This window comes from Roseateles sp. GW821-FHT03B02, from assembly GCF_059421025.1.
In genome coordinates, this window is the sequence record NZ_JBWKUV010000002.1 from 87,182 (window position 1) to 99,604 (window position 12,423).

General features: G+C 69.3%; 13 protein-coding genes. 8 read left to right on the forward strand and 5 right to left on the reverse strand.

What is annotated here, in order from left to right; all coding sequences use genetic code 11:
- Positions 1-13 precede the first annotated feature (13 nt).
- Together cysE and AC07VX_RS06640 are read left to right on the forward strand one after the other, a co-directional pair.
- A complete protein-coding gene (cysE, locus tag AC07VX_RS06635; protein WP_493163948.1) occupies positions 14-790 on the forward strand; it encodes a serine O-acetyltransferase in 777 nt (258 codons plus the stop codon).
- A 94-nt stretch (positions 791-884) separates the two neighbouring features.
- A complete protein-coding gene (locus AC07VX_RS06640) occupies positions 885-4,148 on the forward strand; it encodes a two-component regulator propeller domain-containing protein (RefSeq protein ID WP_495122009.1) in 3,264 nt (1,087 codons plus the stop codon).
- On the opposite strand, the gene mog is transcribed toward AC07VX_RS06640, so the two are convergent.
- Positions 4,145-4,729, reverse strand: a complete 585-nt coding sequence (gene mog / locus AC07VX_RS06645; protein ID WP_493163950.1) for a molybdopterin adenylyltransferase — start codon at positions 4,727-4,729, stop codon at positions 4,145-4,147. The genes AC07VX_RS06640 and mog overlap by 4 nt on opposite strands.
- Positions 4,722-5,258, reverse strand: coding sequence for a ribosome biogenesis factor YjgA (yjgA, locus tag AC07VX_RS06650; protein ID WP_493163951.1), 537 nt, complete (start codon positions 5,256-5,258; stop codon positions 4,722-4,724). Before yjgA ends, mog begins: the two co-directional genes overlap by 8 nt.
- A gap of 57 nt (positions 5,259-5,315) precedes the next feature.
- Between yjgA and pmbA the strand changes: the two genes are divergently transcribed.
- The 6 genes from pmbA (at position 5,316) to AC07VX_RS06680 (ending at position 11,183) form a co-directional block, all read left to right on the forward strand.
- The gene (gene pmbA / locus AC07VX_RS06655; protein WP_493163952.1) at positions 5,316-6,683 is read left to right on the forward strand and encodes a metalloprotease PmbA; all 1,368 of its coding nucleotides are present in this window, start codon (positions 5,316-5,318) and stop codon (positions 6,681-6,683) included.
- A 48-nt stretch (positions 6,684-6,731) separates the two neighbouring features.
- On the forward strand, positions 6,732-7,889 hold the full coding sequence (locus AC07VX_RS06660; RefSeq protein WP_493163953.1) for an ABC transporter substrate-binding protein: 1,158 nt from the start codon (positions 6,732-6,734) through the stop codon (positions 7,887-7,889).
- Between the two features lie 67 nt (positions 7,890-7,956).
- A complete protein-coding gene (locus AC07VX_RS06665) occupies positions 7,957-8,838 on the forward strand; it encodes a branched-chain amino acid ABC transporter permease (protein WP_493163954.1) in 882 nt (293 codons plus the stop codon).
- 5 nt (positions 8,839-8,843) lie between these two features.
- Positions 8,844-9,701, forward strand: coding sequence for a branched-chain amino acid ABC transporter permease (locus AC07VX_RS06670; RefSeq protein ID WP_493163955.1), 858 nt, complete (start codon positions 8,844-8,846; stop codon positions 9,699-9,701).
- Between the two features lies 1 nt (position 9,702).
- The gene (locus AC07VX_RS06675) at positions 9,703-10,473 is read left to right on the forward strand and encodes an ABC transporter ATP-binding protein (protein ID WP_493163956.1); all 771 of its coding nucleotides are present in this window, start codon (positions 9,703-9,705) and stop codon (positions 10,471-10,473) included.
- A complete protein-coding gene (locus AC07VX_RS06680; RefSeq protein WP_493163957.1) occupies positions 10,470-11,183 on the forward strand; it encodes an ABC transporter ATP-binding protein in 714 nt (237 codons plus the stop codon). Before AC07VX_RS06675 ends, AC07VX_RS06680 begins: the two co-directional genes overlap by 4 nt.
- Here the strand turns inward: AC07VX_RS06680 and AC07VX_RS06685 are convergent.
- The 3 genes from AC07VX_RS06685 to rpsU all read right to left on the reverse strand — a co-directional run bounded on the left by AC07VX_RS06685 (position 11,180) and on the right by rpsU (position 12,301).
- Positions 11,180-11,524 (reverse strand): protein tyrosine phosphatase family protein, encoded by a 345-nt coding sequence (locus AC07VX_RS06685; RefSeq protein ID WP_493163958.1) that lies wholly within the window; start codon positions 11,522-11,524, stop codon positions 11,180-11,182. The genes AC07VX_RS06680 and AC07VX_RS06685 overlap by 4 nt on opposite strands.
- 10 nt (positions 11,525-11,534) lie before the next feature.
- Positions 11,535-11,981 (reverse strand): GatB/YqeY domain-containing protein, encoded by a 447-nt coding sequence (locus AC07VX_RS06690; protein WP_493163959.1) that lies wholly within the window; start codon positions 11,979-11,981, stop codon positions 11,535-11,537.
- Positions 11,982-12,088: 107 nt separating this feature from the next.
- Positions 12,089-12,301, reverse strand: a complete 213-nt coding sequence (gene rpsU / locus AC07VX_RS06695) for a 30S ribosomal protein S21 (protein ID WP_007833691.1) — start codon at positions 12,299-12,301, stop codon at positions 12,089-12,091.
- Between the last annotated feature and the right edge of the window lie 122 nt (positions 12,302-12,423).

Here is a 12,423-nt window from a genome sequence, read left to right on the forward strand (position 1 = left end):
ACTGGGCCGCACCATGTTCCAGCGCCTGCGCGAAGACATCGCTTTGATCCTCGAACGCGACCCGGCCGCCCGCTCGGCGTGGGAGGTGCTGACCTGCTACCCGGGCCTGCACGCGCTGATGTTCCACCGCCGCGCCAACTGGCTGTGGCGCCACGGCTTCAAGTGGCTGGCGCGCTGGCTGTCGCACTGGAGCCGCTTCCTGACCGGCATCGAGATCCACCCCGGCGCTCGCATCGGCCGCAAGGTCTTCATCGACCATGGCATGGGCATCGTCATCGGCGAGATGGCCGAGATCGGCGAGGGCTGCACCATCTACCAGGGCGTCACGCTGGGCGGCACCTCGCTCGTGAAAGGCGCCAAGCGCCACCCTACGCTGGGCCCCGGCGTCATCGTCGGCGCCAATGCCAGCGTGCTGGGCGGCTTCACGGTTGGCGCGGGCGCGCGCATCGGCTCTGGCGCCGTCGTCACCAAGCCGGTGCCGGCGGGGGCGACGGCCGTGGGCAACCCGGCCCGCATCATCGAGGCCGAGAGCGAGCAGGCGCGCGAGGCGGCCGCGGCGCGCATGGGCTTCTCGGCCTATGGCGTGACCCAGGGCGACGACCCGGTGGCGCTGGCCATGCGAGGTCTCATCGACAGCGCCTCGGGCCATGAGCACCAGATCGCGCTGCTGTGGAGCACGGTGTGCAAGCTGTCGACGCAGCTGGGCCAGCCGGTGGGCGACTGCGTGCCCCATGACGCTCAGCGCGACGAGGCTTTCGACGCGGCCGAGATGAATCGGCTCGTCAAGTGAGGCCACCGGTCTGCGGGAGGCCGCGGGCTGGATGAGAATCGTGGGTCCGGGCCGTGGGCCCGCCTTCCCCTGACGGCCTGCTGTGCTCCTGCGCGTGTTCCGACCGAGGCTCCCTTTCTGCTGGCGACTGGCGCTGGGGTGGGTGCTGGTCAGCCTTGCCGCGGCGACGCAGGCCGCGTCGGCCGGGAAGCGCTGGTCCGGCCTGGCCGACATCACCTTCCAGCACCTGACGCAGGAACAGGGCCTGCCCAGCGCCATCGCAACGTCGATCGCGGAGGACGGCCAGGGCTTTCTGTGGGTGGGCACGCCCGGCGGCTTGGCGCGCTGGGACGGCTACCGTTTCAAGGTCTACAAGGGCGATCCGCAGCGGGCCGGGGCGCTGCCCGACAACTATGTGCAGTCTCTGCACGGCGACAGCGCCGGCAGGCTGTGGGTGGGCACGAGCGCGGCCGGCCTGCTCAGGCATGACGCGGCGACGGACAGCTTCGTCGCCATCCCGGTTGGCGGGCCGCGCGGGCTGAGCCATGTCAGCGTGCGCCAGATCGCCGACGACGGTAGCGGCGGGCTCTGGGTCGTCACGGACGGCGGCCTCGACCACCTGGACCCGGCCAGCGGGCGCATCGAGCACGCCAGCACCGCCGGTGCCTGGGCCGAAGCGGCCGGCACGCAGGTGTGGACCGTGTTGCGGGATCGCCGCGGCCAGCTGTGGATCGGCAGTGCGGCGGGCCTCTTTCGCCGGCCCGCTGCGGGTGCGCCATTGCAGCCGATCCCGCTGGCGCCCGGCCGCGCGGTGCAGCCCCAGGCCCTGACCCAGGACGGCGCCGGCCGGATCTGGGCCGGCAGCCTGCACGAAGGCGTCTTCATGCTCGGCAGCGAGGGTGACGCGCCGGCGGTCGAGGTGCGCGAGGCCGGTGTCGCCGAGAAGGACGACCTGCTCCTGAACAACCAGATCGCCAGCCTGCTGGAGGTGCAGCCGGGCGAGATGTGGGTGGCGACGCTGGGCCAGGGCGCCGTGGCCGTGGATCTGGCGCGCCGCGAGACTCGCCGCATCCGCCACGTGCCAGCCTGGCCGTTGAGCCTGGCGGACAACGCGCTGCGCGCCCTGTACCGCGACCGGGCCGGCCTCGTCTGGCTGGCCTCCGACCACGGTCTGAGCCGCTACGACCCGCGCACGGGTGGCGTGCTGACCCGGCTGGGCGCCAGCTCGGAGGTTGGCGACGCGCTGGACGCACGCTTCATCAGCACCGAGATCAGCTGGATCCTGCCCATGCCCGGCGGTCGGCTCTGGCTGGCGACGCACAAGAACGGCGTCGAGATCCTGGATGCGACAGGCGCGCGCGTGGCGGCCCTGCGGCCCGACGCCAGCCGCCCGGCGGCCGCGCTGCCGCCGGACATCGTGCTCGGCATGAGCCGGGCCGCCGACGGCAGTGTCTACATCGGTACCAAGCGCGGTCTCTACCGGGCCGACGCCGATGGCCGCCGCGTGGCGCGCATCAGCCTTGCCGGCCGCGACCCTGTCGCGTCGACCTGGGCCGTGCTGGCCGACGGCGATACGTTGTGGATCGGTGGCCAGTTCGACGGCCTGTGGCGGCTGGACCTGGCCAGCGGGCGCAGCGCGGCCGTGACGCTGACGGCGCCCGGGCTGACCGACCAGCGCATCATGGTGCTGGCGCGCGGCGCGGCGGGCGAGCTCTGGGTGGGCACGCGCAATGGGCTCAACCGTGTCGATCCCGCCAGCAACAGCGTCGAGCAATACCCGGCCGGGCCGGCTCGGCCGCGCGGTCTGTCGGCCGGCTTCGTCACCGCACTGATGCCGGATGCGAACGGGCGACTCTGGGTGGGCAGCTACGGCGGCGGCATCGACGTGCTGCCCGGGCCGGGGCAGGGCGGCGCGACGTTGCGCCTGGGCACGGCCCAGGGCCTGCCCGATGGCACCGTCAACGCGTTGCTGACCGATCGGCAAGGTCAGGTCTGGGCCAGCACCGACAACGGGCTGGCGCGCATCGACCCGGCGCGCATGACGGTCCGGGCGCTGCGCCGCGCCGAAGGCGTCGTCTTCACGACCTACTGGACCGGAGCTGCTGCGCGGACGGAGAACGGCGAGCTGCTGTTCGGTGGCGCTGGCGGTATGACCATGGTGCTGCCCGAGAAGCTGCAGGCCTGGGACTACCGGCCCGAGGTGCTGGTGGTGGACGTGCAGGTGGGTGGGCGGCTGGTGGCGCCGCTGCCGGGCGGCCCGGCCGTGCTCGACGTGCCGGCCGACGCCAACAGCCTGACCGTGGAGTTCGCTTCCAGCGACTTCTCGGCGCCGGAGCGCAACCGCTATGCCTACAGGCTACAGGGCTACGACGCAGGCTGGGTGGCTGCGGATGCCTCGCGGCGCCTGGCCGCCTACACGAATCTTCCGCCGGGCGACTACCGGCTGCGCCTGCGGGCGTCCAATCGCGACGGCCAGTGGGGCGAGCGCGAACTCGTGCTGCCGCTGCGCGTGCACCCGGCCTGGCACCAGACCTGGTGGTTCCGCGCCGCCCTGGCGCTGACCCTGGGTCTGCTGCTCGTTGCGGCGGTGGCCGCGCGCACGCGGCTGCTGCGGCGCCGCCAGCTGGAGCTCGAGCACAAGGTGCGCGAACGCACGACCGAGCTTCGGGCGCTGCACCAGGCGCTGGAAGAGAAGTCGGCGCAGCTGGAGCTAAGCAGCGTCACCGACCCGCTGACCGGGCTGCACAACCGCCGCTTCCTGATCGATCACATCGAACAGGACTTGGCGGCCTGCCTGCGCCGCTCGCAGGAGACGCTGGCCGCCGGCGGGCAGCCGCTAGACACGGACAACGTCTTCCTGCTGCTGGACATCGACGCCTTCAAGCACATCAACGACCGCCACGGCCATGCCGCGGGTGACGCCGTGCTGGTGCAGTTCGGCGCGCGGCTGCGGTCGGTGTTGCGCGAGTCGGACTATCTCGTGCGCTGGGGGGGCGAGGAGTTCCTGGCCGTGGCGCGGGACACCGACCGCCTGCGCGCCGAAGAGCTTGCCGAGCGCATGCGGGCGGTCATCGCCGCCACGCCATTCGTGCTGGGCGGGGCGCATGAGATCGCCGTCAGCTGCTCGGTCGGCTTCGCCTGCATGCCTTTCGAGCCGGAGCGGCCGCAGGCGCGCAGCTGGCAGCAGGTCGTCAACCTGGCCGACCTGGGGCTCTACGCCGCCAAGCGCTCGGGCCGCGATGCCTGGGTCGGCGTGCACGCTGCCGCCGGCCGTGGTGCCCGGGGCGAGCGCATCGTCGGCGGTTTCGGTATCAGCAGCAGCCGTGGCCTGGATGAGGTCGTCGCGGCCATCGACGCGGCGGACGCGGTCGTCGGCTAGCTCCGGGGCGCGCGTTGCGCGCTCTTGGGCCTGAAGGCTTTGCAGACCTCGTCGCGGGTTTCCAGGTAGGGCCCGCCTATCAGGTCGATGCAGTAGGGCACGGCGGCGAAGACGCCGCTGGCCTTTTCGTGGCCCGCCAGCGTCTCGGCGATGGCCTTGGGCTGGCCGGGCAGGTTGATGACGAGGGCCTTGCCGCGGATGACGGCAACCTGGCGCGACAGAATGGCCGTCGGCACGAAGTGCAGCGAGATCTGGCGCATCTGCTCGCCGAAGCCGGGCATCACGCGGTCGGCGACGGCCAGCGTGGCCTCGGGCGTCACGTCGCGCGGCGCGGGGCCGGTGCCACCGGTGGTCAGCACGAGGTCGCAGCGCTCGGCGTCCACCAGCTCGATCAGCGCCGCAGAAATGCCGGCCTGCTCGTCGGGGATCAGGCGCGGCACGAACTCGATGGCGTTGAGCAGCGCGCCCGTCAGCCAGTCCTTCAGCGCGGGCAGGCCTTTGTCTTCGTAGACGCCCGTCGAGGCGCGGTCGCTGATGGAGACGATGCCAATCCGTACGGATTCAGGGACCGGATCACTCATCGTCGGCCGCCACTTCCGATGCCTTGATGAACTGGAACAGCTCGCGGAAGGCGCGGCCGCTGCGCTTCTCGGGCTCGCTGGCCGCGTCCTTGCGCGCCGCGCGCACGAGGCTGCGGAGCTGCTGGATGTCGACGTCCACGTGCTCGCCGATGAATTCCTGCAGCGCGTCATCGCTGGCCAGCAGGCGCTCGCGCCAGCGCTCGGACTGGTGCAGCCGCAGGCTGTCCTGCGCGTGGCCCAGCTTGAAGGCCGCCACGGCTTCGCGCACGGGCTCGGGGTCGATCTTGCGCATCAGCTTGCCGATGTACTGCATCTGGCGGCGCTTGCCTTCGAAGTTGGTGATCTTCTTGGCATGGCGCAGCGCGTCGGTCAGGATCTCTGGCAGGGCCAGCGGGGGCCAGCGGCTCTCGGGCAGGGCCAGCAGTTCCTCGCCCAGCTTCTGTAGCGCAGTCATGTCGCGCTTGAGCTGGGACTTGCTGGGGCGGTCGAAGTCGTCGTCGTCTTCGAATTCGGGGGTGTTTTCTTGCATGGGGGCCGTGGTCGGGCGAGACCTATGATTGTCGCCCACCCGATTTGTCTGTCGTTCATGTCCCAAGCCCAAGACGGTTTTGCCTACACCCCCGAGCAGTTCCAGCAGTGGATCGAGGATGCCCTCGGCGAGGCGAGGAAGATCGGCGCGACGGATGCCGGCGCCGAGGTTTCCGAGGGCTGCGGCCTGTCGGTGTCGGCGCGGCTGGGCAAGCTGGAAAACGTCGAGCGCAACCGCGACAAGTCCCTGGGCATCTCGGTCTACCTCGGCAAGCGCCGTGGCAACGCCAGCACCTCCGACTTCTCTCCCCAGGCCATCCGCGACACAGTGCGCGCGGCCTACGACATCGCCCGCTTCACGGCCGAGGACGAGTTTGCCGGCCTGCCCGACGAAGCCGATCTGGCGCTGGACGCCGCGGCCCGGCCCGAGCTGGACCTCTTCCACCCCTGGGCCATCGACGCTGCCCAGGCCGCCGACATCGCGCTGCGCTGCGAGGCAGCGGCGTTGGCGGTGGACAAGCGCATCACCAACAGCGAGGGGGCGGCCGTGTCGGCCCAGCAGTCGCACTTCTGGATGGGCAACACGCGCGGTTTTCGTGGCGGCTATGCCAGCTCGCGGCATTCGCTGTCGGTGGCGCCCATTGCCGGTCGCGGCAACGACATGCAGCGCGACGCCTGGTACAGCTCCATGCGCGACGCGGCCGACCTGGCATCCGCCGAGACCGTGGGGCGCTACGCTTCTGAGCGCGCACTGTCGCGCCTGAAAGCCCGCAAGGTGGCCACCGCCGAGGTGCCGGTGCTGTTCGAGAGTACGGTGGCCATCGGCCTGCTGGGCGCGCTGGTGCAGGCGACCAGTGGCGGCGCGCTGTACCGCCGCACCAGCTTCCTGCTGGACAGCCTGGGCAAGCCCGTCATGGCGGCCCACATCGACATCGCCGAGGACCCTCACGTGAAGAAGGGCAAGGGCAGCTCGCCGTTCGACGACGAAGGCGTCGTCACGCGGGCGCGCTCCGTCGTCGAAGGTGGCGTGCTGCAGGGCTATTTCCTGTCCAGCTACTCGGCGCGCAAGCTGGGCATGCAGACGACCGGCCATGCCGGCGGCTCGCACAACCTGCGCATGACCAGCCGCGCCACCGCGCCTGGCGACGACCTGCCGACGATGATCCGGCGCCTGGGGCGCGGCCTGCTCGTCACCGAGTTGATGGGGCAGGGCGTCAACTACGTGACCGGCGACTACTCGCGCGGCGCCAGCGGCTACTGGGTGGAGAACGGCGAGATCGCCTACCCGGTTCACGAAGTGACCATTGCCGGCAACCTGAAGGACATGCTGCAGAACATCGTCGGCATCGGCGCCGACGAGTATTCGATGGGCACCAAGACCATCGGCTCGGTGCTGCTGACGGGCATGAAGCTCGCCGGCAACTAACTATCATCGAACGCTGATGCCGACCCACAACACCAGGAGCACCCGGAGATGACCATTCGCACCCTCAAGCCGTTTGCCGCCGCCCTCGTTGCCTCTGTCGCTTTTGCCGGCCTGGCCCAGGCGGCCGACATCAAGCTTGGCGTGGCCGAGGCGCTGTCGGGCGGCGCGGCCCAGTACGGCCAGAGCATCCGCGCCGGCTTTCAGCTGGCGGCCGACGAGATCAACGCCGCCGGCGGCATCAACGGCAACAAGCTGGTGCTGGTCATCGAGGACGAACAAGGCAAGAAGGAAGAGGCGATCAACGCCTTCAAGAAGCTGATCTTCCAGGACAAGGTGCTGATGCTGTTCGGCCCCACGCTGTCCAATTCGGCCCAGGCCGCCGATCCGATCGCGCAGGCCGCCAAGACGGTGGTCTTCGGCACCTCCAATACGGCCGACGGCATCACCTCCATCGGCGACCACGTCTTCCGCAACTCGGTGACCGAGGCCGACGTGCTGCCGGTGACGCTGTCTACCGCTGTCAAGAAGCTCGGCATCAAGAAGGTGGCCGTGCTCTACGGCAACGACGACGTCTTCACCAAGAGCGGCTACGACAACTTCAAGAAGGCGCTGGAGGCGCAGAAGATTGCCGTGACGACGACCGAGACCTTCGCCAAGGGCGACGTCGACTTCAAGGCCCAGCTCACCAAGATCAAGGCGAGCAACCCCGACGCGCTGGTGCTGTCGGCGCTGATCGCCGAGGGCGCGCCCGTCATGGTGCAGGCCCGCCAGCTGGGCCTGAACGTGCCGGTCATCGGCGGCAACGGCATGAACTCGGTCAAGGTGTTCGAGCTCGCCAAGGGCGCGTCCGACGGCCTGTGGATCGGCAGCCCCTGGTCCATCGAGAACCAGACCAAGGAGAACGGCGCCTTCATCGTCGCCTACACGCAGAAGCACAAGTCGGCGCCCGACCAGTTCGCGGCCCAGGCCTATGACGCGATGTACATCACCGCCCAGGCGCTGAAGAAGGTCAAGTTCAGCGGCGATCTCGCCAAGGACCGCGCCGCGCTGCGCAACGCGCTGCCCGACGTGAAGTGGACCGGCGCCACCGGCGGCTTCACCTTCCGCCGCGCGCTGGACAAGGCCGGCAACCCGGCCGGCTATGACGCCAGCCAGACGGCCATCGTCAGCGTGACCAAGAACGGCCGCTACGCGATCGAGAAGTAAACGCGCCCAGCCGCAGTGGCCCGCGGCCTTTCACCGCGGGCCTCGTCTTTTTTCACCAGCCAACCCCGTGCTCGAACAGCAGCTCTTCAATGCCCTCTCGCTCGGCAGCGTCTATGCGCTGTTTGCGCTCGGCTTCACGCTGGTCTTCGGCGTGCTGGGCGTCGTCAACCTGTCCCACGGCGCCGTCTTCATGCTGGGCGCCTACGCGGCGCTGCAGGCGGTGACGAAGCTGAACCTGCCGCTGGCCGGCGCGCTGGCGGTGGCCTTCGTGGCGTCCGGCCTGCTGGGCCTGATCATCGACCTGCTCGTGCTGCGCCCGCTGCGGGCGCGCAACGCACCGCACCTGATCCCGATGATTGCCACCATCGGCCTGGCCATCGCGCTGAACAGCCTGGCCCAGGGCATCTTCGGTGCCGAGAACCTACGCTTCCCCGCCGAGGTGCTGCCACAGCAGACATTGACCATCGCCGGCCTGCACGTGACCGTGCTGGAGCTGGGCATCATCGCGCTGTCCTTCGGCCTGATGGCCGTGCTGCTGCTGGTGCTGCGCGGCACGCAACTGGGCCGTGCACTGCGCGCGATCGCCGAAAGCCCCAAGGCGGCGGCGCTGCTGGGCATCAACGTGGGCGGCCTGTTCATGCTGACGAGCTTCTTCGCCGCGGGTCTTGGCGGCGTGGCGGGCGTGCTGATCGGCCTGTACTCCAACGCGCTGTTCCCGCTGATGGGGCAGCCCATCCTGCACAAAGGCATCGCCGTCATCATCCTGGGCGGCATGGGCGACATCCGCGGCGCGATGCTGGCGGGGCTGTTCCTGGGTTTTGCCGAGGTGCTGTCGGTGGCCTACATCGGCTCCACGATGCGTGACGCGGTCGCTTTTGGCCTGCTGTTCGCCGTGTTGCTGCTGCGGCCCAAGGGCCTGTTCGGCACCGTGAATGAACGCAAGGTCTGACCGTCATGCTTGAGAGCTTCGACAGTTTCTGGGCGGTCTACAGCAACCTGGTGCTGACGCTGGGCACCAACTCGCTGCTGGCCCTGTCCATCTACCTGACCCTGTCCTGCGGCATGCTGGCCATGGCCAATGCGGCCTTCATGGGCATTGGCGCATACGCCGCGTCGCTGCTGACGATGAATGCTGGCGCGCCGTTCCCGGTCGCGCTGGCCGGCGGCATGGCCGCACCCGCTGTCGTGGCCTTCGTGATCGGCGGGCCGACGCTGCGGCTGTCGGGCGTCTACCTCGCGATGGCGACGCTGGCCTTCGGCGAGGTGGTGCGCATCTTCGTGCTCAACACCGAGGACTGGACCGGCGGCGCGTTGGGGCTGAACGGCATCCCGCCGCTGACGCAGTGGTGGCATGTGGCGCTGGCGCTGGCGCTGGCCTGCGTGGTGCTGGCACTGCTGCGCCGCTCCAAGGTGGGCCGCGCCTTCGAGGCCATCAAGCTCGACGAGACCGCGGCCGGCCTGATGGGGATCGACGTCAACGCCCACAAGATGCTGGCCTTCTTGCTGGGCGCCATGCTGGCTGGGCTGGCCGGGGCGCTCAATGCTCACCTGACCTTCTTCATCGGTCCGAACGAATACGGCTTCGACCGCGGTGTCGAGATCTTGACCATGACCATCCTGGGCGGCATCAACGGCCTGATGGGGCCGATCTCCGGCGCGGTCATCCTGACGCTGCTGCCCGAGCTGCTGCGCAGCCTGGCGGACTTCCGCAATGTGGTGAACGGGTTGATCCTCGTCGTGATCGTGCTGTTCCTGCCCCGCGGGCTTTGGGACCCGGCGCGCGTGCGTGCCCTGCTGGGCCGGGGGCGCTGAGATGCTGAAGTTGCGATCCGTGTCCCGCCACTTTGGTGGCCTCAAAGTGCTTCAGGACGTCAGCTTCGACGTGCCGCAGGGCGGCATCTTCGGGCTGATCGGCCCCAACGGCGCGGGCAAGACCACCGTGGTCAATCTCATCACCGGCCTGCTGCCGCCCACCTCGGGCGACATCCTGTTCAACGGTGTGAGCCTGGTCGGCCGCAAGCCGCACCAGATCACCACGGGCGGCATCGCGCGTACCTTCCAGAACATCCGCGTGTTCAAGGAGATGACGCTGCTGGAGAACGTCATCGTCGGCATGCACGGCCGCCTGGGCTACGGGCCGGCCGGCCTGCTGCTGCGCCTGCCGTCGTTCCGCGCCGCTGAGCGTGCTGCACGTGAGCGGGCGCGCGAGCTGCTGTCCTGGATGAAGCTGGATCACAAGGCCGACGACATCGCGGACAACCTCAGCTATGGCGAGCAGCGCAAGCTCGAACTGGCTCGGGCGCTGGCCACCGAGCCGAAGCTGCTGCTGCTTGACGAGCCGGTCGCCGGCATGAACGGCGCCGAGAAGACCGAGCTGATGGATGAGATCCGCAACATTCAGGCGCGCGGCTACACCATCTTCATGATCGAACACGACATGCGCTTCGTGATGGGGCTGTGCGAGCGCATCGCCGTGCTGAACTTCGGCCGCATCATTGCGGAGGGCGGGCCGGACGCTGTGCGCAACGACCCGCAGGTCATCGAGGCCTACCTGGGCCGCGACGATGAAGAGGTGGCGGCATGAGCTTGCTGAGCGTGCGCGGCCTGGCGGTCAACTACGGCCATGTGGAGGCGCTGCGGGGCATCGACTTCGACCTGGCGGCGGGCGAGATCACGACGCTGGTCGGCGCCAACGGGGCTGGCAAGTCGACGACGCTGATGGCGCTGTCAGGCCTTGTGAAGAAGGCGGCCGGCCAGGTGCTGTTCGATGGCCAGGATATTTCTGCAACGGCACCGCACCGCATCGTCGGCAGCGGCCTCGTGCAGGTCGCCGAGGGCCGGGCGACGCTGACGACGCTGACCGTGCGCGAGAACCTGGAGCTTGGCGCCTACACGCGCCGCGACGGCGCCGCCGCACGGGCGCGCGACATCGACCATGTCTACAGCCTGTTCCCCCGTTTGGCCGAGCGCGCCACGCAGATGGCCGGCAGCCTGTCGGGCGGCGAGCAGCAGATGCTGGCCATCGGCCGCGCGCTGATGGCCAAGCCGCGCCTGCTGTTGCTGGACGAGCCGTCCATGGGCCTGGCGCCCATCATCGTGCAGGACATCTTCCGCACGCTGAAGACCATCAACGCCGAGGGGCTGACCATCTTCCTCGTCGAGCAGAACGTGAAGCAGGCGCTCAAGCTGGCGCAGCGCGCCTACGTGCTGGAGAACGGCCGCATCGTGCTGCAGGGCAGCGGGGCCGAACTGCTGGGCGACCCGCGCGTGCAGGCCGCCTATCTAGGCCATTAGCCCAGCTGCTGCGCCTGGATGAACAGGCGCGTCGAGCGGGCGCCCGAGCGGCAGAAGGCCAGCAGCGGTCGCGGCAGCTCGGCCAGCAGATCCGCGAAGGCGGCGATCTCCTCGGGCGACTGGTAGCCGCCGGCCACCGGCAGGTGGCGGTACTCCAGCCCGGCTGCCTTGGCGGCCTCCTCGATGGCCGCCGATGTCGGCTGATCGGGGCCGTGCTCGAAGTCGGGCCGGTTGTTGACGACGCTCTTGAAGCCCGCGGCTGCGGCCTCGGCCATGGCTTCGGGCGTCAGCTGCGGCGCGACGCAGACGTCGGGCGTCAGGGCTTGCAGGGGAAGGCTCATCGCGTGCTCCTCACTTGGCCAGTGCGGCCTTGACCGCGGCGGACACTGTGCTCATCTCGGCGCTATTGCCCAGCGCGGCCTTGGCGGCAGCCATGACCTTGCCCATGTCGCCGGGGCCACTGGCGCCCAGCTCGGCCACGATGGCGGCGACCTTCTCGGCCACGGCCTCGGCCGACAGGCGCTCGGGCAGGTAAACCTGCAGCACGGCCAGCTCGGCGGTTTCCTTGGCGACGAGATCGTCCCGGCCGGCGGCGGCGAACTGGCCGATGGAGTCCTTGCGCTGCTTGATCAGCTTGTCGACGATGGCGACCAAGGCGGCGTCGTCCACGACGATCCGCTCGTCCACTTCCTTCTGCTTGACGGCGGCCAGCAGGCCCCGGATGGTCAGCAGGCGGTCGCTTTCCTTGGCGCGCATCGCGGCCTTCATGTCTTCGGTGATGCGGTCTTTCAGGCTCATGGGGAGGTCCGGTTCAAAATACAAAAACCCGCGACAGCGTCCTGTGGCGGGTTTCGGAGTTCACCGGAGCTGCGTTGAAAACAGGCTCCGGGTCGCGTCAGAGACGATCAGTACAGCTTCTTGGGCAGCTGCATGCTGCGCACGCGCTTGTAGTGGCGCTTGACGGCGGCAGCCTTCTTGCGCTTGCGCTCGGCAGTGGGCTTCTCGTAGAACTCGCGGGCGCGCAGGTCGGTCAGCAGGCCCAGCTTTTCGATGGTGCGCTTGAAGCGACGCAGGGCGACGTCGAACGGCTCGTTTTCCTTGACGCGGATGGTGGTCATGTATTTCCTTCAGATTGCGCTCGGTGTTCGCGGCTGAGGGTCAGCAGCAGGTTCCGGATTACTGCGTCGCCTTGAAAGGCATAGCGAATCGACGCGCGGGTTTGCCAGCAAAGCCGAGGATT

Coding starts and splice junctions, on each gene's coding strand:
- mog (WP_493163950.1), bottom strand. CDS start 4,729: ATGAGTGATCCGGTCCCTGAATCCGTACGGATTGGCATCGTCTCCATC.
- AC07VX_RS06660 (WP_493163953.1), top strand. CDS start 6,732: ATGACCATTCGCACCCTCAAGCCGTTTGCCGCCGCCCTCGTTGCCTCT.
- AC07VX_RS06680 (WP_493163957.1), top strand. CDS start 10,470: ATGAGCTTGCTGAGCGTGCGCGGCCTGGCGGTCAACTACGGCCATGTG.
- yjgA (WP_493163951.1), bottom strand. CDS start 5,258: ATGCAAGAAAACACCCCCGAATTCGAAGACGACGACGACTTCGACCGC.
- pmbA (WP_493163952.1), top strand. CDS start 5,316: ATGTCCCAAGCCCAAGACGGTTTTGCCTACACCCCCGAGCAGTTCCAG.
- AC07VX_RS06670 (WP_493163955.1), top strand. CDS start 8,844: ATGCTTGAGAGCTTCGACAGTTTCTGGGCGGTCTACAGCAACCTGGTG.
- AC07VX_RS06685 (WP_493163958.1), bottom strand. CDS start 11,524: ATGAGCCTTCCCCTGCAAGCCCTGACGCCCGACGTCTGCGTCGCGCCG.
- AC07VX_RS06675 (WP_493163956.1), top strand. CDS start 9,703: ATGCTGAAGTTGCGATCCGTGTCCCGCCACTTTGGTGGCCTCAAAGTG.
- AC07VX_RS06690 (WP_493163959.1), bottom strand. CDS start 11,981: ATGAGCCTGAAAGACCGCATCACCGAAGACATGAAGGCCGCGATGCGC.
- rpsU (WP_007833691.1), bottom strand. CDS start 12,301: ATGACCACCATCCGCGTCAAGGAAAACGAGCCGTTCGACGTCGCCCTG.
- cysE (WP_493163948.1), top strand. CDS start 14: ATGTTCCAGCGCCTGCGCGAAGACATCGCTTTGATCCTCGAACGCGAC.